Annotated in this window: 21 protein-coding genes, 1 pseudogene and 1 riboswitch; of the genes and pseudogenes, 3 read left to right on the forward strand and 19 right to left on the reverse strand. The window is 34.4% G+C overall.

Translation table 11 applies throughout. The features are described 5' to 3' along the window. A partial coding sequence (locus HMPREF9402_RS06035; RefSeq protein ID WP_009606851.1) for a transporter substrate-binding domain-containing protein occupies positions 1-785 on the reverse strand: 785 nt, incomplete at its 3' end. A gap of 212 nt (positions 786-997) precedes the next feature. Next, positions 998-1909, reverse strand: coding sequence for a LysR family transcriptional regulator (locus HMPREF9402_RS06040; RefSeq protein WP_006784767.1), 912 nt, complete (start codon positions 1907-1909; stop codon positions 998-1000). Between the two features lie 106 nt (positions 1910-2015). On the opposite strand from HMPREF9402_RS06040, the gene HMPREF9402_RS06045 reads away from it, so the two are divergent. Continuing rightward, positions 2016-3020, forward strand: coding sequence for a YeiH family protein (locus HMPREF9402_RS06045; protein WP_009606874.1), 1005 nt, complete (start codon positions 2016-2018; stop codon positions 3018-3020). A 63-nt stretch (positions 3021-3083) separates the two neighbouring features. Here HMPREF9402_RS06045 and HMPREF9402_RS06050 read toward each other — a convergent pair whose 3' ends face one another. Beyond that, positions 3084-5201: a glycoside hydrolase family 31 protein gene (locus tag HMPREF9402_RS06050; protein WP_009606871.1), complete on the reverse strand. Its 2118-nt coding sequence runs from the start codon at positions 5199-5201 to the stop codon at positions 3084-3086. A gap of 66 nt (positions 5202-5267) precedes the next feature. Further along, positions 5268-8381: an alpha-mannosidase gene (locus HMPREF9402_RS06055; RefSeq protein ID WP_009606861.1), complete on the reverse strand. Its 3114-nt coding sequence runs from the start codon at positions 8379-8381 to the stop codon at positions 5268-5270. Positions 8382-8750: 369 nt separating this feature from the next. Between HMPREF9402_RS06055 and HMPREF9402_RS06060 the strand changes: the two genes are divergently transcribed. Further along, on the forward strand, positions 8751-9347 hold the full coding sequence (locus tag HMPREF9402_RS06060; RefSeq protein WP_009606876.1) for a DUF6944 family repetitive protein: 597 nt from the start codon (positions 8751-8753) through the stop codon (positions 9345-9347). Positions 9348-9384: 37 nt separating this feature from the next. Here HMPREF9402_RS06060 and HMPREF9402_RS06065 read toward each other — a convergent pair whose 3' ends face one another. The 12 genes and pseudogenes from HMPREF9402_RS06065 to HMPREF9402_RS06120 all read right to left on the reverse strand — a co-directional run bounded on the left by HMPREF9402_RS06065 (position 9385) and on the right by HMPREF9402_RS06120 (position 21700). Beyond that, positions 9385-10815 carry a 6-phospho-beta-glucosidase gene (locus tag HMPREF9402_RS06065; RefSeq protein WP_006784772.1) on the reverse strand — a complete coding sequence of 477 codons (1431 nt, stop codon included), beginning with the start codon at positions 10813-10815 and terminating at the stop codon, positions 9385-9387. Positions 10816-10828: 13 nt separating this feature from the next. Further along, positions 10829-12187, reverse strand: coding sequence for a PTS transporter subunit EIIC (locus HMPREF9402_RS06070; RefSeq protein WP_006784773.1), 1359 nt, complete (start codon positions 12185-12187; stop codon positions 10829-10831). 172 nt (positions 12188-12359) lie between these two features. Then, positions 12360-13085: a MurR/RpiR family transcriptional regulator gene (locus HMPREF9402_RS06075; RefSeq protein WP_006784774.1), complete on the reverse strand. Its 726-nt coding sequence runs from the start codon at positions 13083-13085 to the stop codon at positions 12360-12362. A 291-nt stretch (positions 13086-13376) separates the two neighbouring features. After that, positions 13377-14222 carry an aldo/keto reductase gene (locus HMPREF9402_RS06080; RefSeq protein ID WP_009606865.1) on the reverse strand — a complete coding sequence of 282 codons (846 nt, stop codon included), beginning with the start codon at positions 14220-14222 and terminating at the stop codon, positions 13377-13379. A 16-nt stretch (positions 14223-14238) separates the two neighbouring features. After that, positions 14239-14601, reverse strand: a pseudogene (locus HMPREF9402_RS14870) (MerR family transcriptional regulator); the annotation flags it as partial. A gap of 210 nt (positions 14602-14811) precedes the next feature. Next, positions 14812-15528 carry a 2,3,4,5-tetrahydropyridine-2,6-dicarboxylate N-acetyltransferase gene (gene dapD, locus HMPREF9402_RS06090; protein WP_009606850.1) on the reverse strand — a complete coding sequence of 239 codons (717 nt, stop codon included), beginning with the start codon at positions 15526-15528 and terminating at the stop codon, positions 14812-14814. A 13-nt stretch (positions 15529-15541) separates the two neighbouring features. Further along, positions 15542-16303 carry a 4-hydroxy-tetrahydrodipicolinate reductase gene (gene dapB / locus HMPREF9402_RS06095; RefSeq protein ID WP_009606875.1) on the reverse strand — a complete coding sequence of 254 codons (762 nt, stop codon included), beginning with the start codon at positions 16301-16303 and terminating at the stop codon, positions 15542-15544. A 1-nt stretch (position 16304) separates the two neighbouring features. Then, positions 16305-17195, reverse strand: coding sequence for a 4-hydroxy-tetrahydrodipicolinate synthase (gene dapA / locus HMPREF9402_RS06100; protein ID WP_009606849.1), 891 nt, complete (start codon positions 17193-17195; stop codon positions 16305-16307). 34 nt (positions 17196-17229) lie between these two features. Further along, the gene (locus HMPREF9402_RS06105; protein ID WP_009606870.1) at positions 17230-18222 is read right to left on the reverse strand and encodes an aspartate-semialdehyde dehydrogenase; all 993 of its coding nucleotides are present in this window, start codon (positions 18220-18222) and stop codon (positions 17230-17232) included. 18 nt (positions 18223-18240) lie between these two features. After that, positions 18241-19446, reverse strand: a complete 1206-nt coding sequence (locus HMPREF9402_RS06110; protein WP_009606866.1) for an aspartate kinase — start codon at positions 19444-19446, stop codon at positions 18241-18243. 24 nt (positions 19447-19470) lie between these two features. Then, positions 19471-20763, reverse strand: coding sequence for a diaminopimelate decarboxylase (gene lysA, locus HMPREF9402_RS06115; RefSeq protein WP_009606862.1), 1293 nt, complete (start codon positions 20761-20763; stop codon positions 19471-19473). A gap of 95 nt (positions 20764-20858) precedes the next feature. Continuing rightward, positions 20859-21037: riboswitch (Lysine riboswitch) on the reverse strand. Between the two features lie 156 nt (positions 21038-21193). Next, positions 21194-21700, reverse strand: coding sequence for a DUF2798 domain-containing protein (locus tag HMPREF9402_RS06120; protein WP_006784783.1), 507 nt, complete (start codon positions 21698-21700; stop codon positions 21194-21196). Positions 21701-21966: 266 nt separating this feature from the next. Here HMPREF9402_RS06120 and HMPREF9402_RS06125 point away from each other — a divergent pair, with 266 nt between their 5' ends. After that, positions 21967-22977 (forward strand): helix-turn-helix transcriptional regulator, encoded by a 1011-nt coding sequence (locus HMPREF9402_RS06125; RefSeq protein ID WP_006784784.1) that lies wholly within the window; start codon positions 21967-21969, stop codon positions 22975-22977. An 18-nt stretch (positions 22978-22995) separates the two neighbouring features. On the opposite strand, the gene HMPREF9402_RS06130 is transcribed toward HMPREF9402_RS06125, so the two are convergent. Genes HMPREF9402_RS06130 through HMPREF9402_RS06140 form a run of 3 tightly spaced genes read right to left on the reverse strand, consistent with a single transcriptional unit; the run spans position 22996 to position 26077 of the window. Beyond that, complete coding sequence (locus tag HMPREF9402_RS06130; RefSeq protein WP_006784785.1) at positions 22996-24258, reverse strand: MFS transporter; 1263 nt, start codon at positions 24256-24258, stop codon at positions 22996-22998. A 15-nt stretch (positions 24259-24273) separates the two neighbouring features. Next, complete coding sequence (locus HMPREF9402_RS06135; RefSeq protein ID WP_006784786.1) at positions 24274-25056, reverse strand: ABC transporter ATP-binding protein; 783 nt, start codon at positions 25054-25056, stop codon at positions 24274-24276. A gap of 19 nt (positions 25057-25075) precedes the next feature. Next, positions 25076-26077, reverse strand: coding sequence for a FecCD family ABC transporter permease (locus tag HMPREF9402_RS06140; RefSeq protein ID WP_006784787.1), 1002 nt, complete (start codon positions 26075-26077; stop codon positions 25076-25078).

Genomic DNA, 26077 nt, shown 5'->3' on the forward strand with positions numbered 1-26077 from the left:
GTAATAATCAAAATAAATAAATCACTTTTTTGCTTATATAAATTAAAATAACTCTCGTAAAGCTTATGAATCGGATTATTTGGAAGGGAATCATATTGTTCGAAATAAGAATCAATTTTCGTCATCAACTCTTTATTTTCCTTATTTGTAACAATGTAAAAAGAGCCTGTAGAAAATTCAAAGATATTACGATACTTCTTATCTAAATCTGTATATTCAGCTGAATAAAGAATAGCATCTACTTGATGATGACGGAATAAATTTAAAGTACTTTCATATGAATCGACAATTTTCAGATTGACATTAATATTTTTTCCCTCTAGCATATTTAACAATCGTTGATAATTTTGTTCATTTTCAATAAACCCAATCGTCATTCCGTTTAATGCCTCTAAATCTCCATATCTAATATTGTGGTTAGTAAACAATCCAACTCTATTAATGTTAATATAATACTTACTAAACAGATATTCTTCTTGTCTTTTGGGAGTAGAGGAAATTCCAAATAAAAGATCTATTTCCTTATTTTTTAACTTATCTAAAGCCTGATTAATAGGGACATCAACATATTCATAATCAAGATTCAAATCATTTGCAATCAAATTCATTAAATCATGATAATAACCCGAAGGTTGTAATTGTTCATTCAGATAATAATACGGATAATATTCATAAAAAGCGACTTTTATTTTATCGGATGCTCTGATGCAATCATTAGGGGCTATGATAAAAAGTAATACCATCAAAATGCCAATTAATTGTCTGAATTTTGACCTTCTCCTCATATCATCTCTTCCTAACAAACTAAAATTTCTACTCATTCACTGCCTCACTCATTTACTTTAATTCTCATCAGAAAAAATGTCAGTATGATGTAATAAATATAACCATTTTAATAGTGTAATGTTTTAATTGTTATCTATACATCACTAAATATCTTTCCATTTTATTCACCAATTACTTCTTTGTCAACTAACTTTAATTCTCGATTTAAAAATTATCCTTCTCCAATTGATAAATCAATATCTGTTAACTTATCTTTGGCAAACCTAAAAAATTTTTGATACTTTTCTTTGTGTAAGGATGATTTTAAGTAGACGAAATTGAATTCTCGACTGAGGTTAATTCCATCAATCTGAATTTGTTTTAATTCATTTCTTTCTAATTCTTCTTTGACAGCTTCTTTATAGATAAACGTGACACCATGGTTTTGTTTGACAAGATGTTTCAATAGTTTTAGACTTCCAATTTCATCAAGTTGTCTAAACTGATTGAGTGAACTATTAGTATTAGCCAATAATTTTTCTAAAATATCGCGACTTCCAGATCCAAACTCACGAATAATGAGTCTTTGCTTCTTCAATTCTTCTAATGTAATTGTTTCATTTAGTGCACTATTAATTGATGTTACTAAAATGAAATCATCCTTCTTTAGTAAATGGTGTTCAAATTGTTCCTTGTCAAAATAACCTTCGATGAATGCAAATTCAATTTTACCTTTTAAAAGATCTTCAATTAAATGGGATGTATTTTGAACTTTAAAGTTAAGTTGAATGTCTGGAAATCGTTTTAAGTGTGCATCTAATATCGTTGGCATGACATAGTCTGCAATCGTTAATGTTGCGCCAAAATTTAACTTAACCTGTTTTGTTTTTAATTCATATATTTCAGCTTCAGCTGATTTGAGCAGTGCCTGTGTTTTTAATGCATACTGTAAAAGGGCGTGTGCCGATTCTGTAATCTGCATTTTTTTTCCTTCATAAACGAATAATTTCGTATTATAAGTTTCTTCTAAATATTTAATATGTTGTGTAACAGCAGGCTGCGTTAAACATAAGTGTTTCGCTGTTTTTGTTAAATTTCTTGTTTCACACACATCAATAAAAGTAAGTAATCGATAATCAATCATAGGTACCTCCTATAAAAAAATATTATAGTCATATAAAAATGTATAATTTGATTTTATACATTTTTGCATGTTATTGTAAAGTTATGTTAAAAAATAGGAGGTTTTTATGAAAAAAGTCATACCTGGGGTTCTTCTTTCATTAGCGATTGCTATTATCGCAACGTTACTAAATCAATATATTCATATCATCGGGGCTAGTGTATTTGCACTTTTAGTAGGGATGGCCCTTAACTTTTTTATGAAGGATGATACAAAATATAGAGCTGGAATTACATTTAGTTCAAAAAAACTTTTAAAAGTTGCAATTGTCTTATTAGGAACTAGCTTAAGTATTAGTCAAATTATTCATGTTGGTAAATACTCACTTGTTGTCATGGTATTTACTTTAGCAGCAGCATTTGGATTTGGTTATTTATTTGGAAAGCTTTTCAAAATGGACTGGAAACTTAGTTCATTAATTTCAGCAGGAACAGGAATTTGTGGTGGAACGGCTGTTGCTACCTTATCACAAGTTATCGATGCTGAAGATTCAGATGTCGCTTATGCTATTTCTGCAACATTTATCTTTGATGTTGTAATGGTTATTTTATTCCCTATTATGGGAGCAGCACTTGGATTGAGTGATATGGCATTCGGATTATGGGCAGGTACAGCTGTAAACGATACATCTTCTGTTGTTGCCGCAGGATACGCTTATAGCGATGCTGCAGGTGATTTTGCAACGATTGTAAAATTAACACGTACATTATCAATCATTCCGGTTGTATTAGCTTTCTCATATTTAAATGAACGATTAAAACAAAAACAAAATTCAGCTGTATCAGGTGAACAAAAGAAAATTAATTTAAAAAAGATATTCCCTTGGTTTATTTTATTATTCTTAGGGGCAGCTATCCTAAACAGTGTTGGTATTATCCCAGCGGCACTAAGCTCAACTCTTTCAACATTAAGTAAGTTCTTTATGGTCATGGCACTAGCTTCAATTGGATTAAAAACAGATATTCGCGATGTTACGAAGTCAGGTTTCCTTCCTATGCTTCACGGATTCATTATTTCAGCTATTGTTGTTATTGTCGCACTTGTTGTACAAGTTTTCCTAGGACAAGTCTAAAATTGACTAACTAAATAAAGTGTACTTAAAAAAGGATTCTCAAAATTTGAGAATCCTTTTTTTTTATAAATTTTCAGTATGAATGAAAATCTCATTTTGCTTGGCATCATACACAGTGTAAGTGACGTGGTTCAGTTGGCTATTCTTTGATTTTTGCCACTGTGTACCTACTTCATTATTTTCAATGTTAATGTTGATTTGACTTAATCCATCTTCTAGTTTTGGATTTTTAACTAGACCATTATCTTCATAATAACGTCCTTCACACGTTGTTTGAACATGAGCGATGATTTCAATTTGATGATTATCAAGCTGAGACACATTTTGTTCTTCATCATTTAAAATTAATAAATGATTAGGACGAATAAAGATAACCAATTGATCTATTGGCATGCTAACATAGTGATGCCCTTGTTTCATTAATTCAAGTTGATACGTTTTTTCAGTTGTAAAACGAACACATAACATCTCTTCTGGGAAATAGACAACACGTCCTGTTTTGTTTTGTTCATAAATAGGTGCAATCATGAGTCCATCTCCAAGTAGGAGTTGGTCTTCTATTTCTTTTGAAATATCATCCGAATACTCAAAGGCTAACGCTTTAAAATATAAAGTGTTGCTTAAGCAAGCTTTCATATATTCACTATATAAATGATTCACCAATACATAGCGTAAGCAAATGAAATGACGCATGACAGCCATACTTTTGAAACGATACGGTTCTTGGGCTCTTGTATATTTAGCCGTATGATTACGCATTAATGGTGTAAAGATTCCAAACTGTAACCATCTTGTTAACAGGTCTTCGGTTGTATTATCACTAAATCCCCCGATATCAGCTCCACTATATAGATATCCACACATATTAAGAGATGGCATCATTTTAATATTTAATAATAAATGTGACCACCAAGAACGGTTATCGCCTGTCCAAATTCCACTAAATCGGTGCATTCCGGTTGAAGAGGCACGTGAGAATAACAACATCCGCTCTTCTTTAATCACATCAAAAGCTTCCGCAGCAGCACGTGTCATATTATATCCATAAAGATTATGAACCTCATGATGGCATACAAACCCTTGGTCTGTATCATGATACATTTCTTTAAAGTATTCTGGCTTATTTAAGATATTACTAAATTGATCTTTAATACCGAAAAATAAACCTAAATCAATATTTTTTTCTTTATTTTCCAGCACTGAATCCATCGCTTGTTTCATCGCATTTGGCGTATAAAAAATCGATGGTTCATTCATATCATTCCAAAACCCCTCAATACCTTTATCGATTAACGTTTTATATTTCATCCCAAACCAAGTGCGTGTTTCTTTATTTAAAAAGTCTGGAAAATGAACTTTTCCTGGCCAAACAGCTGCTTCAAATGGTGTTCCATCCTCATTTTTAATAAAGTATCCATTTTTTATGCCTTCCTCATAAATTTCATATCCTGCTTCTGCTTTGACACCGGCATCGATAATCGGAATCAGATGAATTCCTTCCTCTTTTAACTCTGCTACCAGATTTTCAAAATCAGGAAACTTATGAGGATCAACTGTGAAATCTTTTAAGTTTTGCATGTAGTCGATATCTAAATAAATGCTATCTAATGGGATTTCATGTTTTTTGAAATGGTAAGCGACTTCTCGTATTTCATCTGCCGTTTCATAACTCCAACGACTTTGCTGGTAACCAAAAGCCCATTTTGGTGGGATATAGCTTTGCCCGATGAGTGTTCTAAAAGTCTGTATAATTTCTAGAACATTCTGACCTTCAATCAAATAAAGATCTAGATTCATCATCTCAGGCTCAATCATTAAGGTATCCAAATCCGTATATCCGATATCAAAATGAACTTTTCCAGGATAATCGATAAAAATTCCGAATGGTTGTGATTCATTGCAAATTAAAAAGTTATGTGATCCGTAAAGGGCGTGTTTATTTTCAGTATGCATATCATCATCCGTACAAAAACTTGTGTAAAACCAACCGCGTTTATTAATTCCGCGCACACTTTCCCCAAGCCCATAAACGGCAGCCCCTTTTTCTAATTTGTAGATAAAATTCCCATTTTCATGCGATAGTTTTTGTAAGGGTTCGTGATAGATTGGCAGTTTGATGACGACGGCATCAGTTTGAAATGGGTTACCGTATTGATATCTTTTCACTTTAGTTTCTAACATCTCATCATTCTCCTCATAAAAATTGTCCTTAACGACTAGACTGTCTAGCGGTTAAGGACTTTTTTGTTATGCTTTAATTAAAATTGTTTTGATTTCATATGGTTTTACTTTTAATTCAATTGGTGTTGATTTAAATTCTTCAATTGAACGTTCGCGTAAATCCGCTTCTGCCCATGCTTTAACATCAAAGTTAAGTGATACAGTGACGTTATCTTTTCCACCTGTGTATTCATGTATTCGAACCACTAAGTATTCTCCATCTTCACTACGTTTGATGGCATCTACAATAACTTGGTCACTATCTACGGTCATGAATTGACGTGTTCCTAAATCTTTTTCAATGGCTTGTAAGGGTTGATTAATCGCCCATGATGCCTTTTCTGTATCAACGTCTACCCAATCCCCGATATGTGGTAATAATGAGTATGTGAATTCATGTTCACCTTGATCTTGTTCTACGTCTGGATGAGTAGCTGCTTTTAATAAGGTTAAACGCATCACATTATCTTTAATGTCATGACCGTATTTACAATCATTCATTAAGCTAACTCCATATCCACGTTCTGATAAGTCTACCCATTTATGAGCGACTGTTTCAAAACGCGCTTGTTCCCAACTTGTATTCCAGTTCGTTGCACGACGCACGTTTCCGTATTGAATATCATACGTTGCATAAGTCGCACGAACATTGACCGGGAAGGCAACTTTTAATAATTGTTTACGTTCACGCCAATCTACCCATGTTTTAAAATCAATACGCTTGTTATTAGCATAAAGAATTAAATCTTGTACAATTGTTGTGCTCATGTATTTCCATGTTAATTTTAGATCGATTTGAAGTGCTCCTTGATTAATGACTTCAATCGATTGAAGATTTGTTACTTCGCGCATTTTTTCTTGGTAGAATAAATCGATGTCCCATGCTTCATGTGCTAATGGTTTATCTTCAAACATTTGTAAGACATTTCCACATTCTCCCTGTGCTAACACTTCAACATCTGCTTCTTTATCGTAAATAGATGTCATTTGTCCCGCTTCATTTAATGTGATGATATAGAATGGTGTTTCAACTTTATTTTCCGTTACATTGAAAACAGATGCTTCTTCTTTACTTGTTCCTTCTTCAAAACGGATAGTTGTCCATCCCATCGCTGGTACATCTTTTACTTCTACCACCCAGCTTGATTCTTGTTTTTGTGCCTTTAACAGATTACCATCAATATCGTACCAAGTACCGTCCGCTTTGATATCGATTGTCACTAATTCTGTACGATTCCAGTTCATGTTATTCATAATCGTCCAAGTATGAGCTGATGTTTTTGAGAATGTTGTTAAAGCTTCAGCTTGTAAATCAGTCGCTAAACATTCTGCACGTTCATAATCATCATGACAATCTTCATATACTTCACGAATTGAAGATCCTGGAATGATGTCATGGAATTGATTACATAAGATGATTTTCCATCCTTCTGTTAATTGATCTTGTTTAACAGCAGCTAATTCATCTTTTTCAATACCTGCCATTGCCATTAACCATTCAGCCTGACGATATAATAATTCTAATTGACGATTTGTTTTCTTATTATAAGCTTGAGATGTATAGGTTCCACGGTGATATTCTAAATAAAGTTCTCCGTCCCATGTATGAACATATGAATCTGTATTTTTAACTTTTTCATGTAAGTTTTTAAAGTAATCTGATGCTGTTCCTGTTTTAATATTTGGAAGTCCTGGCATCTTGTCAATACGGCGACGATATTCTAACATATCACGGTTAACACCACCTCCACCATCTCCAAATCCGTAAGAAATTAACAATTCATTCGTTAACTCTTTTTCACTGTAAGCATCAAATACTCCCTTAACGATTTTTGGACTAATACGACCATTGTACGTATAGAACCAAGATCCTGGTTCACTCCATGGTTCAGGTGTTGTAATAAAGTGAGTTAGGACTTCACTTCCATCAATTCCTCTCCAATGGAACGTATCATGCGGCATACGATTATATTGATTCCAACTAATTTTAGTTGTCATAAATGTATCAATTCCTGATTTCTTTAAAATCTGAGGTAACGCCCATGAATAACCAAAGACATCTGGTAACCATAAATATTCAACATCTTTTCCAAACTCATCTTTAATGAACTTGCTTCCGACTAAGATTTGACGCGTTAATGACTCACCTGATGTTAAGTTACAGTCTGCTTCAACCCACATTCCCCCATCAACTTCCCATTGTCCATCCGCTACTTTAGCTTTGATTTTTTCATATAAATCAGGATAGTTATGTTTTACATATTCATAAAGTTGTGGTTGAGTTTGTAAGAAAATATATTCTGGATATTGTTCCATTAAACGCATTACTGTTGAGAATGAACGCGCACATTTTTCTTTCGTATGTTTTAAACGCCATAACCATGCCACGTCAATATGAGTATGACCAATACAAGTGACATGAATATCTGAATGCTTTCCAATGCGATCAATTAACTCATTTAATAAATCGCTTGCTTCGTGTAACGATTCATAGAATGATTCTGATCCTGGGTATGACCAATCAATTAATTTATAACTATCATTTAATGCCTTTTGTAATTTAGCACGGACAGGATTAAATTCATCTAAAATGTCTAACGTTTCTAAAATAACGTGCGCATTATAGTATAAATCGTCAATTTTTTCATCTAACCAGGCGATCATTGCACAATTAATACGGTGTTCTTGTGATGTTGGCACTCCTCCACCTTCAAGACCTGACCATAAACGGAATTGTAATGAAATTTCTTGTCCAATGTGTTCTTCTTTGAAGAAGACTTCTTTATGATTACTATCAACCCCTTGGAAAGGTTCCCCATTCACATAAAGTAACGATTCAAATCCGGAATTATTTCCGGCTCCTGTATTTCCATAATCAAAAATTCCTAAAACTTTTTTTCCGCTCCAGTTTGCTGGGATTGTTACGTTTTTATGTAACCATAAGTATTTATCGCGACCTGACCAACGATCTCCAATGGCAATTTCACCATCAAATTCATGAACTAAAGCTGGATTAACTTCACCTGATACATCTTCTTTTATTTCTAAAGTCCCTAAGCTGAATCCTTCTCGATAACGATAAGATGCGATTTCATCGGTACGAGCTTGTAATTTATTTTTCGTTAAAAACATATCCTTCATTATTTTTCCCCCACGGACTATTATTTTTGAATTAAGTTTTATCAACTATAGCTCTATTTTAATTCACCCTGTTAGCGCATTCAATTTTCAATATTATATATTAAGTGGACTTTTTCTATATATCTATATATTTTTTTTACTTTTTATCTTTACCCTCACGACTTAAGCTTTTTAATGGACAGTATGAGACATAATCTTTCATTAATTAGGAGATTTTTCATTGTTAAAAAAAATCTCTTTAATTATATCTATCTGGTGGCAGAATCTATCCCTGTGTCTTAATTTTACTTCAAAAGTAGGCCTGTACACGCTCGAAATCATTAAAGCGACTTAGAATAATAATAAGTGAGTTCAAGGGAGGAGATTATCATGAAACAGACCACAATGGATGAAATAGTTGGAGCCTGGATTGATGCAACTGGAACAGTTGTTGCATCCCTCGGGATTTCCCCCTTTTTTACCGACATTGATTTTGATGGCACCTTTTTAGGATCAAATTTTCTAACTGAGGAAGAGGCTCAAAATTTAGTGACCGACTTAGGTCAGTGGGGAAACATTCTACAAGCTTCTGGTAATGGAATTGAAGCATTAGGAAATGATTCTTTACTTGGAACAATCGGAAACGAAATTGGAGCCAGTGGAAATCTTGCAGTCCTTTATAGCCTTCAATCAGAACTTGAAAAAGATGAGGTTTATCAACTCATTATCGTTGGAAATCTCTTACAAGGCTATGGCGCATACTTAGCTGGTATTAGCGAACTCAAAGAATCTAACAATCCTACAGAATTACTGAGTGCTTACGGCAACTTTACACAAACTTTTGGGAATAGCTTACAGGCATATGGTGGATACGAACTGTTACAAGGATTTAAAATCAGAGGAAATATCTATATTTTTATCGGAAGTTGGATTCAAACATTTGGTGCTATTGTAGCTGCCATTGGAGCTACTTTAGAATCAGAGTAACAAAAAAGGTGCACCTACACGGTAGCACCTTTTTTTATTATAGTTCTTCTCCATTTGTCTGAATGACGTTTTTATACCAGTTAAAACTTTTCTTTTTCATACGTTTCATGGTTCCTGATCCATCATCATGTTTATCAACATAAATGAATCCGTAACGTTTTTTATATTCACCCGTAGTGAATGATACACAGTCAATACATCCCCAAGGTGTATATCCCATTAAATCAACACCATCTAAAGTGACAGCTTTTTTCATTTCTTCAATGTGTGCTTTTAAGTAATCAATGCGGTAATCATCGTTAATTGATCCATCTTCCTCGACTTTATCGATTGCTCCAAATCCATTTTCAACGATGAATAATGGTTTTTGATAACGTTCGTATAATAAGTTTAAGGCATAACGTAATCCAATCGGGTCAATTTGCCATCCCCAATCTGATGATTTAACGTGTGGATTTGGCACACTTCCAGGGAATCCATCTAATCCATTCCCTTCTACAACCGCACCTGCTTTGACCGCATTTGTCATGTAGTAACTTAATCCAATGTAATCGACGATTCCAGCTTTTAAGATATCTTTATCCTCTGGTTCCATGTGGATATTGAATCCTTTACGTTCCCATTCCTTAATGGCATAAGATGGGTATTCTCCTCGTACATGAACATCAGAGAATAGGTAACGATCATGCATCGATTCTACTGAATACATCATGTCTTCTGGTTTACAAGAGTATGGATATAATGGAACGCAAGCCATCATACATCCAATTTGGAAATCTGGATTAATTTCATGTCCCAATTTTACAACTTTAGCACTTGCGACTAATTGATGATGCACGACTTGGTACATGCATTGTTCTGGATTTTCATCTTCATTGAAGATAACGCCTGAACAAGTATATCCAAACAGTGGATATTTATAATTTTTTTGATTATTGATTTCATTGAAGGTCATCCAGTATTTCACTTTATCTTTGTAACGTTTCATGACCACTTCACTATATCTAACAAAGAAGTCAATCACTTTACGATTTTTCCATCCACCATATTCTTTAACTAAATGATGTGGCATTTCAAAGTGAGATAAGGTGATAACTGGTTCAATATTATATTTTAATAACTCATCAAATAAATCGTCATAGAATTTTAACCCTTCTTCATTTGGTTCTAATTCATCACCTTTTGGAAAGATTCGTGTCCAAGCGATTGATGTTCTAAAACATTTGAATCCAAGTTCTGCAAATAATGCAATATCTTCTTTATAATGACCATAAAAATCAACGGCTTCATGATTTGGATAATATTTTCCCTCTTCAATCGTTTCAGTAATAATTCGGTCTACACCATGTGCTCCCCCCGTTAGAACATCAACGATGCTGATTCCTTTACCACCTTTGTTGTAACCACCTTCTACTTGGTGGGCTGCAACAGCTCCACCCCATAGAAAGTTTTTAGGTAATTGACTCATGTTTGTTACCTCCTTATTTGTTATCCTCTTTAAATCCAACGATCATTGTTAAGACCATACCAAGTACGAATGAAACAACGATTGAAATTAAGAAACCAATGAATGGTGTCATGTGTCCTGCCTTGAAGAAAGCAGGGATTGTTGCAATACCAGGCATGTTATAGCTCCAAGATACAGCATTGAATGCTCCTGCAATAGCTCCACCAATTGCTCCCGCAATACATCCACAGATCATTGGTTTTTTCAGACGTAAGTTAACTCCATAAACAACAGGTTCTGTAATTCCGAATACGGCTGTAATAGCGGCTGGTAATGAAACGTCTTTTAATTCTTTATCTTTTGTTTTTAAGAAGACTCCAAATGCTGCTCCGGCTTGTGAGAAGACTGCAGATGCTTGAAGTGCCGTAAATGTATCATATCCAAGTGATGCATAGTTTCCAACTGTAACAGGTGTGATTCCCCAATGTACCCCGAAGATAACTAATACTTGCCAAAGTCCACCCACAATAATACCTGCCACGATTGGGCTTAAGTTATATAAGTAATTGTATGTATCTCCAATTGCTCCACCAATTGTTGCTCCGAATGGCCCGAATACTAATAACGTAAATGGAACCATGATAGCAATTGTAAACATTGGTGTAAATAAGTTACGAATAACAGTTGGTAAGATTTTTTCAAAGAATCTTGCTACATAAGAGGCTACCCATACTGCTAAAATAACTGGGATAACTGATGATGTATAACTTAACATCTGAATTTGAATTCCTAAGAAGCTTAACTGTGTTCCGTCATTTACCATTGCATTATAATCTGGTGAAATTAACGCACAGGCAATAACAACAGCAATAAACTCATTAATTTTAAATTTTTTCGCTGCTGTAATCGAAATTAAAACTGGCAAGAATGTGAACGCTGTCCAAGAAATAAAGTTTAGGACTTGGTATGTTCCACCTGCTGTATCAATCCACTCTAACGCAACTAGTACCCCTAAGATTCCTTGTAAAATCCCACAAGCAGCTAATGTGTATAAGAATGGTGCGAAGATACTTGAAATAATATCAATAATTTTACTAAATACTCCTACTTTTTCAGTTGAAGTTGATCCTTTTTCTTCACTTACATCAACTAATTTTAAAACTTGCTCATACGCATCCTTAACGTGGTTTCCGATAACAACTTGGAACTGTCCTCCAGCTTCTACTGTTGTAATAACTCCTTTAATTTTACTTGCTGTTTCTTTATCAACAACTGAATGATCTTTTAAAATAAAACGTAAACGTGTTGCACAATGTGTTACATTGTTAATATTTTCATTGCCACCTAAGGCAGCAACTAATTCTTTTGCCGTTTGGCTATAATCGATTGCCATTTGTAATACCTCCATCTAATTCTCTAACTGTGTTGCATACCTATTGTATTTAATAAAGCCCTTTCTGTCATTATTTTTGTAAGCGATAAGCATTTGTAACATCGCTTTGATATTTGTTCCCAAAACGAAACAACTTGTGACAATAAAAAATGCGTAACACAATAGCCTGTGTTTACGCATTTAACGTCAGTCTTCTTCCAATGGATTCTAAAATAAAAACGACTGGAACCTGAGTTGTAATATCATATTCTTTTTGATTTTTTTGGTTGGTCATATAATACGATAGATTATATTGGGACATTTTAGCTAACGTTGAGTTTGTACTATTGGTAATACTAACTAACGTACAACGTTGTTGTAAAAAGAATCTGGCCAAGTTTAATGTCTGTTCAGTTTCTCCTGATACCGATAGCATGATGACAACAGCATCATCGCTAATTCCTCCGATGTTTGGGTAAAATGGATCGTCGATAAAGTAACTAAATTTTCCAATGTTTGAAAAATAGCGTGCTCCGTACTTTCCAAGAATTCCTGATGTTCCAATCCCTACAAAGATAATTTGTTTGGCTTGACTCACTAATTGCGCAACTTGACTAATATTTTGCTCAAATTCCTCATTATTAACACTTTGAAAATAATGTATGATTTCTGAAATATCGTTTAATGGTTGTTTTTCTTTTATTTCTTCTAAATGCATTTTAAATTGCACTTTAAATTCAGCATATCCTTCGCAATCAAGTTTTTTGCAAAAGCGCATAATCGCAGAAGTCGAAACATGAACCGCATCTGCTAGTTCTCTAATCGTCATATAACGAATATTTTGAGAATTTTGCATGATATAGTTATAGATTAAAATCTCTACGTCAGTAAATTTTTTGATTTGTTCGTAATTAAACATCTGTCAACCTCTTCACTCAATTTACTACATTTTTCGATAAGTTCTACTATGATAGTATCATATTATATTTTATTCTTCTATAGAAAGCGATTAAAAATTAAAAACGTTTCCGCCAATAGTGTAACGTAAGTCGATTTCATCATCTCGATATTTTTATTAAAAATCAAAAAAAAACCTCAATTATTTAGTATTAAATAATTGAGGTTTGCCATTTTAAATTATCAGAAATTTTACGATTTAGGGGTCTTACCTGTCTTATTACACCATCAAACTTAAATTTAATCTGACTCTTTATCTACTTAGATTAGCTAAAAATTCAATAATATTTGGATCATAGTGTGAGAAGAATGAACTTTCACCCTTATCTAATTCACTAATCCTGTTCATCTCATCGTGACTTAATTCAAAATCAAAAATATTTATATTTTCTTCCATTCTTTCTTTACGGACTGATTTAGCTAATACAACAATATTACGTTGAACTAACCATCTTAAGATAACTTGTGCAACCGACTTCCCATATTTCGTTCCAATCTCTTTTAAAAGAGGTTGATTAAACATATCGTTTTTACCTTCAGCAAAGGGTGCCCATGCCTCCATTTGAACATTATATTTTTTCATATACTCCTGAGCATCTGTTTGCTGATGAAAGACATTAACTTCTACCTGATTAACGGCTGGAATAATTTCATTGCATAAACAAATATCTACTAAACGATCCGGATAAAAATTACTTACTCCAATCGCCTTAATTTTCCCTTCCTTATACATTTCCTCCATTGCGCGATACGTTCCATAATAATCATTAACAGGTTGATGTATGAGAACTAAATCGATGTAATCAAGTTGCATTTTTTTTAATGATTCTTCTAGTGATTGCCTTGCTTTTTCATATCTTGCATTTGAAATCCATACTTTTGTGGTAATAAACAATTCCTCTCTTGGAACCGATGATTTTTTGATAGCTCTTCCGACTGCCTCCTCATTACCATACGCTTGTGCGGTATCAATTAATCGATACCCTACTTCAATCGCATCTAATACCGCACGTTCACACTCTTTTAAATCTGTAATTTGGTAAACACCGAACCCTAAAATAGGCATTTTCAATCCATTATTTAATGTCACCTGTTTCATTTTTATTCCTTCTTTCTTAATTTTCTAATCCTCTTAACTTTTCATCTTCGAACTTTAATAGCAGTTCCTCATAAATATCAATTTTATGAGTTAACATGGCTAATGTGTCTTGCATCTCCTGAACCTTTTTAGCTAGTTGATCGCGTTGTTCTAAAAGAATTGTTTTTCTTTTGTTAATCGTGGATTCCCCTTTTTGAAATAAACCGAAATATTCGATTAAGGCTTCAATCGAAACCCCTGCATTTCGCATCACCTTAATATAATAAATCCAATTACAATCTTGTTCTGTATAAACACGATAACCTTTAGAATCACGCTTTATAGGTGGGAGAAGGCCAATCTTCTCATAATACCGTAATGTATCAATAGAAATATTATATTTTTTACTAACTTAAGCACTTGTCATATTTTAATCCCCTTTTCAAAAATTCCTATAAAGTGCTCTCTTTTCTCACCTACTATAACTATTAGAAATTTCATTACAAAGTTATTATAGGGTATGGAGTTAACTCCATAGCAAGAAAATAAAATAAAAAGATTAATCTAAGAAATAATACCTAAGATTAATCTTTTTATATTCGACTAAAAATTATCTTAAATCTTCTAGTATTTTCACCTTGTCTTTTGTTTGTTCATCTTTTTGTTTGATGACTTTGGCAGGCATTCCCGCTACTACGGTATTTGGCAAGACATCTTCCGTTACAACAGCTCCTGCCGCTACAACTGCTCCCTTTCCAACTCGAACCCCTTCTAAAATAACCGCATTGGCTCCAATCATCACATCATCCTCAATGATCACAGGTGTTTTACTAGGTGGTTCAAGAACACCTGCAATGACTGATCCCGCTCCGATATGAACATTTTTTCCAATTGTTCCTCGAGCTCCCACGACAGCATTCATATCAATCATTGTATTTTCACCGATTTCGGCTCCAATATTAATGACAGCCCCCATCATAATAACGGCATTTTCACCAATCGTCACATGATCTCGAATAATAGCACCTGGTTCAATTCGTGCTTTAATCTGTTTCAAATCTAATATTGGAATGGCTGAATTACGACGGTCATTTTCCATTTCATAGTACTCAATCTTAGCTTGATGTTTTTCTAAAATAGATTCAATCTCGCTATATTCACCAAATACGATTTTAAAATGACCTTCGCCAAATACTTTACAGTTCGGAAACTCCACACCTTCTAAGTCACCCTTGATATAAAGTTTAACCGGTGTACTTTTTTTTGCTTCTTTAATAAAGTGTGCAATTTCATATGGATCAGTTAATAACTGTTTTTCCTTCATCACTAAAAAATCCCCCCTAGTATTGATTCATTAAATCTCCCATGTTATATAACTGTGGTTTATTATGGGCAATAAACTCAGCTGCTTTAATAGCTTGCTTTGCAAATATTTTTTTTGATAATGCAGTATGTTTGATTTCAATAACTTCATCTAAGCCAGCAAAAATAACGATATGTTCCCCGGGAATGGTTCCACCACGAACTGAATGAATTCCAATTTCATTTTCTAAACGCTTTGAGTCATTTCCTTGACGGCCATAATTATATTTCATCGAATGATGGAGCTCCTCATTAATCGTACTCGCAATCATATATGCTGTTCCACTCGGTGCATCAACTTTTTTATTATGATGTTTTTCAATGATCTCAATATCAAAATTATCACTTAAAATACTTGTTGCCTTCTTCACTAAATCAAGTAACACATTGATTCCAAGCGATGTATTGGCCGATCTAAAAATCGGAATGATGCGTGCTGCCTCTTTAATCTTTTCTTCTTGCTTCTCACTTAACCCTGTTGTAGCAATAACAGCCGCCACCTGATTCGAGATACAATAATCAATTAAATCATCGACATTGCCCGCATTTGAAAAATCAATGATGACATCACATGAGAGGTTAACTTCCTTTGGTAAAGAGAAAACTGGATACAAAACGTCAATCTCTCCCGCTCGCTTATCAATTCCAAACACTAGCTCTACCCCATCTTGTTGTTCAATCAAATCACTGATAATTTGTCCCATCGTCCCTAAACATCCACTAAGTCCAATTCTAATCATGTTACTTCACCTCGTGCCACTTTCCATAAGCTGTAAGTTCTTCTTTAAGTATTTTTGCATGTTCTTCTGTCATCTCACATAAAGGTAATCTCAAAGTTCCGGCCTTCATTCCCAGCAAATTCATAGCTGTTTTGATCGGGATTGGATTTACTTCGATAAATAAAGCATCAATCAATGACTTCATCGCAAGTTGTAACCTTAAGGCTTTATTCGTATCACCTTGTAAATAACTCATGACTAGTTCATGCGTTTCTTTAGGTAAAATATTACTCACGACGGAAATTACACCGACTCCGCCAAGCGATAAAATGGGAACAATCATATCATCATTTCCACTGTACATCGCAAAATCAGAACCACATAATCTCATGATTTCAGCAACTTGTGAAAAATCACCGCTCGCTTCCTTAATTCCAATAATATTTTTAATCCCGCTCAGTTGTTTCACTACATGTGGTTTCAAATTAACTCCTGTTCTTGAGGGAACATTATATAAAATAATTGGAATCTTAACCGATGACGCGATAGCTTCATAATGTTTGATCAGTCCTAAATCTGTTGCCTTATTATAATAAGGTGTCACGACAAGCAAACCATCTACGCCAACTAATTCACAATATCGACTCAATTCAATCGCGTAGGCCGTATTATTGCTCCCACTTCCAGCAATGACCGGAATACGAGATTTTACAACTTCTACCGTAAACTTAATCACCGTTTTTCGCTCTGTATCACTCATCGTGGCAGATTCACCAGTTGTTCCGCAAACAATAATGGCATCTGTGGAATTTTGAATATGCCATTCAATCAAAGCGCGAAGAGCTTCGTAATCTACTTCATCATTTTTAAACGGCGTAATTAATGCGACTCCTGCTCCAATAAATTTAGTCATCCTAGTTCAACTCTTTCTGCGTAAAAAGCTACATTTATAAGTATTTTAATAATTGCTGTGCAATTTGAACGGTATTTGTCGCCGCTCCTTTTCTTATGTTATCGGCAACTACCCATAAATTTAATCCATTTTCAACACTAAAATCACGACGAATTCGTCCGACAAACACTTCATCTTTTCCCTCAGCACAAAGAGCAAGTGGATATTCATTGTTTGCAACATCATCTACTACTACAATTCCCTCAGCCGCTCTTAATTTTTCAACTACCTCTTCTAATTCAAAAGGGTGTTCAAGCTCGACATTAATGGCAATACTATGTCCAAATCTAACAGGTACTCGAACTGTGGTGGCTGTAATTTTTAGGCTATTATCTCCAAGAATTTTTCTCGTTTCATTGACCATTTTCATTTCTTCTTTTGTATACCCGTTATCTAAAAAATCATCGATATGAGGTAGACAATTATAGGCAATCGGATGCGGATAAAATGACACCCTTTCTCCTTGAATATCACTTTCTAAATCCCTTAATCCTTTCACACCCGAACCTGATACAGCCTGATACGTTGAATAGACAATTCGTTTAATTTGATAAGCTTTATGCAATACTTGTAATGGAACGACGCATTGAATGGTTGAGCAGTTTGGATTTGCAACAATATAATCATCCTCCGTTAATACATTCGCATTAACCTCTGGCACGACTAAGGGAATCTTGTCATTCATTCGCCAAGCACTCGAGTTATCAACAACACGTATACCATGAGCCGCAGCAATCGGTGCATACTGTTTGCTGACGCTTCCACCTGCTGAAAATAACGCGATATCAATGTCTTTATTAAAGGAATCTGGTGTTAACTCTTCCACTGTATAATTTTTCCCAGCAAACTCGATTTTTTTTCCAACCGAACGACTTGATGCTAGTAGATATAAATGATTAATCGGAAACTGACGCTCCTCGAGTACCTTTAAAAAAGTTTGCCCAACTAATCCAGTCGCCCCTACAATTGCAACATTTACTTTTTTCAAATTAATCACTCCCCTAAGTTATAAGCCTAATTCTCCGGCTAAAACAGCAACTGTTGTTGCCTTATCCTTTTTATTGATGGTATAGGAAATGCTGATTTCAGATGTCGTTACCTGTCTAAATGAGATATGATGATTAGCTAGAATTCTAAATATTTTTCCCGTTACTCCACTTTGATTCAACATTCCAACCCCAATCACTGAGACTTTTGTAATATCATCTTCAAGTTCAATGTCAATTTCTTGATACTGTTTTTTTAGTTGTTGCATGACTTCCTTCATGACATCATAATCGTCTGTTGATGCAGTAAAAGAAAGATTGACGATCCCATTAATCGGTGCCGTTTGACTAATCATATCCACATTAATATTCGCTTCTGCTAATTTTTCAAAAACTATTGCAATATTTTCAACCTTAAATTCAAGATTGCTGATAGTCACCATTAACACATCGTCACTGATACTTAATCCTGTAATGACGTTCTCCTCCATATTATGATCAACTCCCCTAATTGTTGTCCCCGTGATATCATGCTGACTAGATGCTACATAAATTGGAATTTGATATTTACAACCAATTTCAACAGCTCTTGGTTCCATGATTCCAGCTCCAAGACTCGCCATTTCCATCATTTCTTCATAGCTAATATCATCTAATTTCTTTGCCTCTTTATATAGACGCGGATCAACAGAGTAGATTCCATCGACATCCGTATAAATATGACATCCTCCTCGTAGTTTGGCTGCTAAAGCGACAGCTGTTGTATCGGAACCCCCACGACCAAGTGTTGTAATGTCACCTTTTTCATTCATACCTTGAAATCCTGCGACGACGACAACTTTTCCTTCTTTTAAATACGATTTTACTTTTTCAATGTCGATATCAATGATTTTATTTTTTGTATGAGGACCTTGGGTTTTGATACCAGCCTGAAATCCGGTTAAACAAATTGCATCCACACCGTATTCTTTAAGCGCCATCGATAATAAGGAAATGGATACTTGTTCCCCCGTTGATAAGAGCATATCAAGATCTCGTTTATCAGGATTAGTTGATATTTTTTTTGATAATTCAATCAAATCATCTGTGGTTTTTCCCATGGCTGAAACAACAACGACCAGATCATGTCCCTTTTCTTTTTCAGCGACTATTTTTTTAGCAATATTTTTGATTTTATCCGTACTTGCAACTGATGTGCCGCCATATTTATGCACTAAAATCCCCATTTAATTCCCCTCCTGTTTACCTCTTTAAACTTCTAGTGATAGAAGTTCTTCATATGTTTGACGACGACAAATTAATTGAGCCTCACCATCTTTCACAGCAACAACTGCTGCTTTTGGAATTTTATTATAATTTGAGGACATGGAATAACCATAAGCACCTGTTGAGGTGATAATCAAAATGTCCCCACTTTCAATCTTATTTACGTCAACGTCAGTTATTAAGATATCCCCACTTTCGCAACATTTTCCGGCAATCGTAACATGACGCTCGTTTCCTGATTCCATCCAATTTGCAATGGCACATTCATAAACCGCTTGATATAAAGAAGGCCTAATATTATCTGTCATTCCTCCATCGACACTAACATAAGTTCTAACATCTTTAATATCTTTCATTGACCCAACCATATATAAAGTACTTCCTGCATTGGCAACAATTGAGCGCCCTGGTTCAATAATCAATCTTGGAATATCTATTTGTAAAGTTTCGCAAACCGTCTGGGCTTTTGTTAAAATTGCCTCACAAAACTGTGCAATCGATTTAGGTGCATCCTTCTCTGTGTAATAAACGCCGACTCCTCCACCTAAATCAACATCAGTAATCTCAAATCCAAATTGCTCTTTAATATCTTTTACGAGTGTCATCATAATCTCAACTTCATCTAAAAAGGGATTCACATCAAAAATTTGTGATCCAATGTGCGCATGCAAACCAATTAAATTTAAATGCTCATACTTATGAAACACTTCAAGACATCTTTGTAAGTCCCCATTCGATAAGGTGAATCCAAATTTCGAATCGATTTGTCCCGTTTTAATGTAGTCGTGTGTATGTGCTTCGATACCAGGTGTAATTCTTAAATAAACATTTTGTTGTTTACCACGTTTATGACACATTGTATTTAGCGTCTCTAGTTCATAGTAATTATCAACTACAAAAACACCGACACCATACTCTAAGCCCATGTTGATTTCATCAAATGTCTTATTATTACCATGAAACAAAACATGATCCATTGGAAAATCAGCTTTATAAGCAGTATACAGTTCACCACCAGATACAACATCAAGATAAAGCCCCTCTTCTTTAATCAGGTGACACATGTAAAGTGGCAAGAAAGCTTTTCCGGCATAAGCCACACGATTCCCTCGCTCCTCAACTTTAAAATGCTTCCTATAATCTTTGCAATTTTGTCTAAGTAGTGCTTCGTCAAAGACATAAAGTGGTGTTTGATAAGTGTTAACCAATGTTTGACAACTTACCCCTCCAATAAATAATTGTTGATTTTCAATGTTCATTGTTCCATGTAGTTTCATCCTAGACTCCTTTTTTCATTTTGATAAGGCACTAAAAAAGCCCCTCGAATACATTCAAGGGGCCTTTAATATACCGAAAAATCGGTTGGGATATCCTCAAATGTAGCACACCACAAAGTGATTTTTGTGACAGTGATGCATATCTTTTATGCACCCCCAGAGAATTAACCTTAAAGCGTCAGTTAATCTCTTCGGCGAATCTTCCTTTCCCAATAAGTCATCGCGCTTACCTCGTTATTAGTACTCTTAAGCCTTCGCAACCTCTACGTTTTAATGATGGTTTGAATAAGCACGTTTCATCATGCTTAATACTATTTAATTGTGAATTCTCTTTATTTTATGTCAATCATCCCCCCTTTATTCCGTTTGGATGTCATATTTTAGTATTAGAAAAAAAGTTATCCTCAATTAGGAGGATAACTTTTTCATCTTAAGCGACTTCAATTTCATTTGTATCGTACTGTTTTTCATTATCTAACTGGTGTTTAAAGACAAATCGGAAAATATATCTAACAAAGGGTTGAACAAAGAAAATTTGAGTAAAGAAAGCAAAGGGTAAGTTAATCACAATATTTTGGAACCAAGTAGCAATTAGTTCGCTTGTGAAACCGTGGAATAAAATAGTTGAAACTAATGACATTAAGGGACACATGAAGACAATAGTCGAGCAAATAAATACGGTTGTAATAATCACTTGGCTATCTTTTTTGAAATCAATCATACTAAAAGCAAGTTTTTCTGAAAGAGGACCTGCAATAAATATTTCAATAAGTAAGGCGAAGATTAATTCAATCGGAACGATTTTTAAAGAAGTAACAAAGACTTGATTTGACATTCCTCCCATTTCAATGGCTACGTTATAAAAGACGAATAAATGAACTGTAATAAAAACAGTTAGTACAGCAAAGAATAATTTTTGAATTTTTGTTTTTGGCATAGTATCTTTCCTTTCTTTTCGTAAAAGAACGCAAAAAAAGACACACGAAGTCACCTTGTACCGTAATCAGATTTACGTGCAAAGCACTACATGTGTCGTTTGTTCTAGTTCATTATTTAATTTTTTATAATTAGATTTTAACTCATTTAGAGACAAAAAGTCAATTATTTTATCGAATTCAATCATTTAAAGATACATTTTGAAAACGACTTTTGTAGTATGTTATACTTAATTAAAATCAGTTTTTTTGACAGCGAGGTTTTAGCATGACAATCGTTCACTCTTCAGAGGAGTTTCGAGAAGCGGTCCTTTATGAGTTAAATTTCAAGGCATTCCAAGAGAAGTATTGTAAAATTTTCAAAGATATTGAACATCCTGAAAATGGCTATTTCTTATTATACGAACGCCCTGGTTATTATGAGTTCGGGATTGCTGATTATACGATTCCCCATCATTTTACATTAAATTTTGATAACCCACAGCGACTTGTTCGATTTGGAACGGTTCACAAAGGGACAACAGAATTTCAAATTGATAATCAACCCATTTCTTCTTTTAAACCTTCTTCTTTTTTCGTTGTAGAAAAAGATTTAAAAGGGAAGCAGAATTGGACAAAAGGACAACATTTTCATGGTGCAGAAATCACGATTTATGAAAATTATTTCAATGATGTGATTCGCCCTTTATTAAAAAATGATTTTGATTTTGAGCGATTTGCAACAAACTATACGTATAATTATCTTCCACTTGAAGTCATGTCTATTTTACAAACAATGCAAACTTTATCCAACAAAAATATGCTCGATTCCTTAATGCTTGAAAGTTGTATTTTACAATGTATTTCGTTGATTATTCAGACAGTCGAGGAATCTGATGATAATACGTTTACGAAGCAACTTCATCATGGAAAGGTTCAAATTGGGAAAGATCGTTATCTTAATTTAAGTGCTAGGGATATTAAAAGTATTCAAAAGGCTCATGATATTTTAACTCAAAATATTTCTAACCCTCCAACGATTGAAACACTGAGTGAAATAGTTTTATTAAATCCACAAAAGTTAAAAGCCGGATTTTCTCATCAATATCATATGTCGATTGGAGAATTCACAACCTCTCTACGCATGACATTAGCGGCGAATCTGTTGTGTACAACGGATAAAAGTATTGCCGATATTGCAACTGAAACAGGATATCTTTATAGTAGTAATTTTATTAAAATGTTTAAACAAACGTATGAATGCACCCCACTTCAATATCGAAATAATAGTAGAAATTAAAAAACAGTTAGATGAACTCTAACTGTTTTTTATTTCTTCTTTAATTTGTAAAACATTTGAGCGTACGAGCATTGTGACTCCAAATACAAAGATGGCTGCCACGTAAATCAACCAGTAAATGTTCTGTGTCAACATCTCAATCATGCCTCCAAATAGAATCTGTCCTAGTGGAATGCATAATATTGCAAAAGCTGATCCAAAGGCTAAAATTTTTCCAAGCATAGCCCCATCAGTTGCTTGATATAAGTATGCAGCACTTAATACATTGGCTACACCTAGAATTCCCATGATGATCATCCCAAATACGGTAAATAAGATAACACTGATAAGAGCTGTGCTTAGTCCGTTTTGAAATAAGTAAACTGAGATTCCCATCATCACCATTGATATTGAGGTAAAGTACAGTAAATGGTGTACACGTTTGATGTGGAATTTTGTTGGTTTCGCGGTAATAATCAATCCTCCAATAATCATCCCAAGAGCAATGATTCCTTCTGCAATTCCATAAACTTGTGACGATAATCCGAATGTGACTTTAATTAAGTAAGGTGCCGCAACACTAAAGACTGGTACTAAAAAGAGATTATAAAATCCCGAGAATAAAAGCATGCGAAAAACGATTGGATTTTTATATCTTAAATAACGATAGCTTTCCTTCATATCCGTCACAAACACAGTTTTAAACGATTGTTTTTCCTCAGATTTTTGATGTGGAATATCTAAAAATAACTCAAGGATAGCTGAGAATAAAAAGCTCACCATATTTAGCGTAATCACACCTGTAATTCCGAAAAATCCATATAACATTCCGGCTAAAATTGGGCCAAGGAAGTTACTTAGTGAAGAGACTTGTTGAATAATCGCATTGGCGCGAACTAATTGATCATCTTTTACAACAATTGGAATACACGTATTCACAACAGGTTGATAAATGGTTGAAATAGCTGATAATATTACCATTACCATAGCAATCATCCAAGCACTGTCTTGCCCATTTAAGACAATAACTGAATAGAAAATTAATAAAATAGCACTTAATATATCAAGGCTAACCATTAACTTTTTCTTATCTCCACGGTCGGCTAAAATTCCCGCAATTGGTGACATTAAAACGACTGGAATCATTGAAATCGCAAGAATGGTTGCAAAGATACTCGCCGATCCTGTTAAATCTAATAAATATAATGACAAAGCAAATCGTTGAATCGAACTTCCAAATAACGAAATGATTTGCCCTAAAACTAAGATGTTAAAATTCTTGTGGTATAGTTTATTTGACATATTCTCTCCTTAAGCTTATTTGATACTAAAGTCGACGCAGATTGGATACTGCCCCGTTTCATCTAATTGTAACTTTGCATCAATCCCGTATAAGGTATATAAATTCTCATTAGTAATCACGTCGAGTGGTTTCCCACGGAAAACAACCTCGCCTTCCTTCACCCCAATTAAATAATCTGCGAACTTCGTCGCATTATTTAACTCATGTAAAACCATCACAATCGTGCGATTTTCCTCTTTGTTTAGTTTTTGAAGTAGCATTAAAATTTCTAGTTGATGCGCCATATCAAGATACGTCGTTGGTTCATCTAAAACGAGAATCTCGGTTTCTTGAGCTAGAGCCATGGCAATCCATGCTCGTTGACGTTGCCCGCCTGATAAGCTATCAACTGAACGCTCTGAAAACTCAGCAATTCCTGTTACTTTCATTGCCCAGTTTACCATTTCAATATCTTTTTCTTTTAATCCCCCCATCGCACTTTGATAAGGGAAACGTCCATAAGAGACTAATTCTTTGACTAAAAGGCCTGAAGGAACAATCGGACTTTGTGGCAGGACAGCCATTTTTTTTGCGATTTCTTTTGGTGCTTGCGCCTTAAGACTCACACCATCTAATTTGATTTCTCCCTTTTTAGGTGTGATAATACGAGCAATTGTTTTTAATAACGTCGATTTTCCACATCCATTTGAGCCAATAATCATCGTAATTTTTCCCTTAGGAATTTCGAGATTCATATTTTTAATAATATATTTTTGTTCGTATGCTACATCTAAGTCTTTAACTTCAATCGCGTCCATCTTATCCCTCCGGCACAATTTATTCTTTCATCATTAAGTAAATGAAATAAGGAACTCCTACAATTGAGATGGTAATCCCTACTGGAATTTCAATTGGGGAGAATACATTTCGTGAAATAGAATCTGCAAATAAAATAATGATACAACTAATCAAAGCTGAAACAGGAATTTGTCTTCTGTGTACTGGACCTACTAAGCGTTTAGCAATATGAGGTCCGAGTAATCCTAAAAAGGCAATATTTCCAGCAACAGAGGTTGCTAGTCCTGCTAAGGCAATGGCATAGAAAAATAAAATTTTACGTTCTTTTTCTACTTTAACACCAAGACCTGTTGCAATTTCATCTCCTAAATTTAAAACGTCTAACACTTTAACTTTCCAAATCGTTAAAGCTAAAAATAGAATCGCTAATGGAGTCACCAAATAGAAAAATTTCCAACTGCTTCCCCATAAGCTTCCACTCGTCCATGTTAAGACTTGATTATAATCTCCTTGCGCCATGTTTAATTGGTACAATGAGATAAAGGCATTAATTCCAACGTTCACACCAATTCCAGTTAAAATTAAGCGAGTTGGTGAGACGCCTTTTTTATAACTTAACCTATAAATTAAGGCTCCACTAATCACACTTCCGATAATGGCTACAACTGGCATGACAAATAATGCCGCGTCTCCAATCGCATCATAATAATTCGTACGTCCTGACGAAATTAACAACACCACTCCAAGTGCTGCTCCGGCATTAATTCCAATCATTCCGGGCTCAGCAAGTTCATTTCGTGTGACACTTTGTAAAATACATCCTGCTGTTGATAAACAAACAGCGACCACCATCGCTACAACAATTCGTGGTAGACGAATATCAAAAATCGTTGCATTTTGAAGTCTAGTTCCGTTTCCGAATAAGGTCGCTACAACATCTTGAAGTGGAATATTATAACTTCCCCAACTAATGGCGAGCAAAAAGATTCCGATTAGAAGAAGACTAATCATGATACTGACAATTATTAAACGTTTTTTCAA

The organism is Turicibacter sp. HGF1 (assembly GCF_000191865.1).
In the GTDB taxonomy this organism is placed as follows: domain Bacteria; phylum Bacillota_I; class Bacilli_A; order MOL361; family Turicibacteraceae; genus Turicibacter; species Turicibacter sanguinis.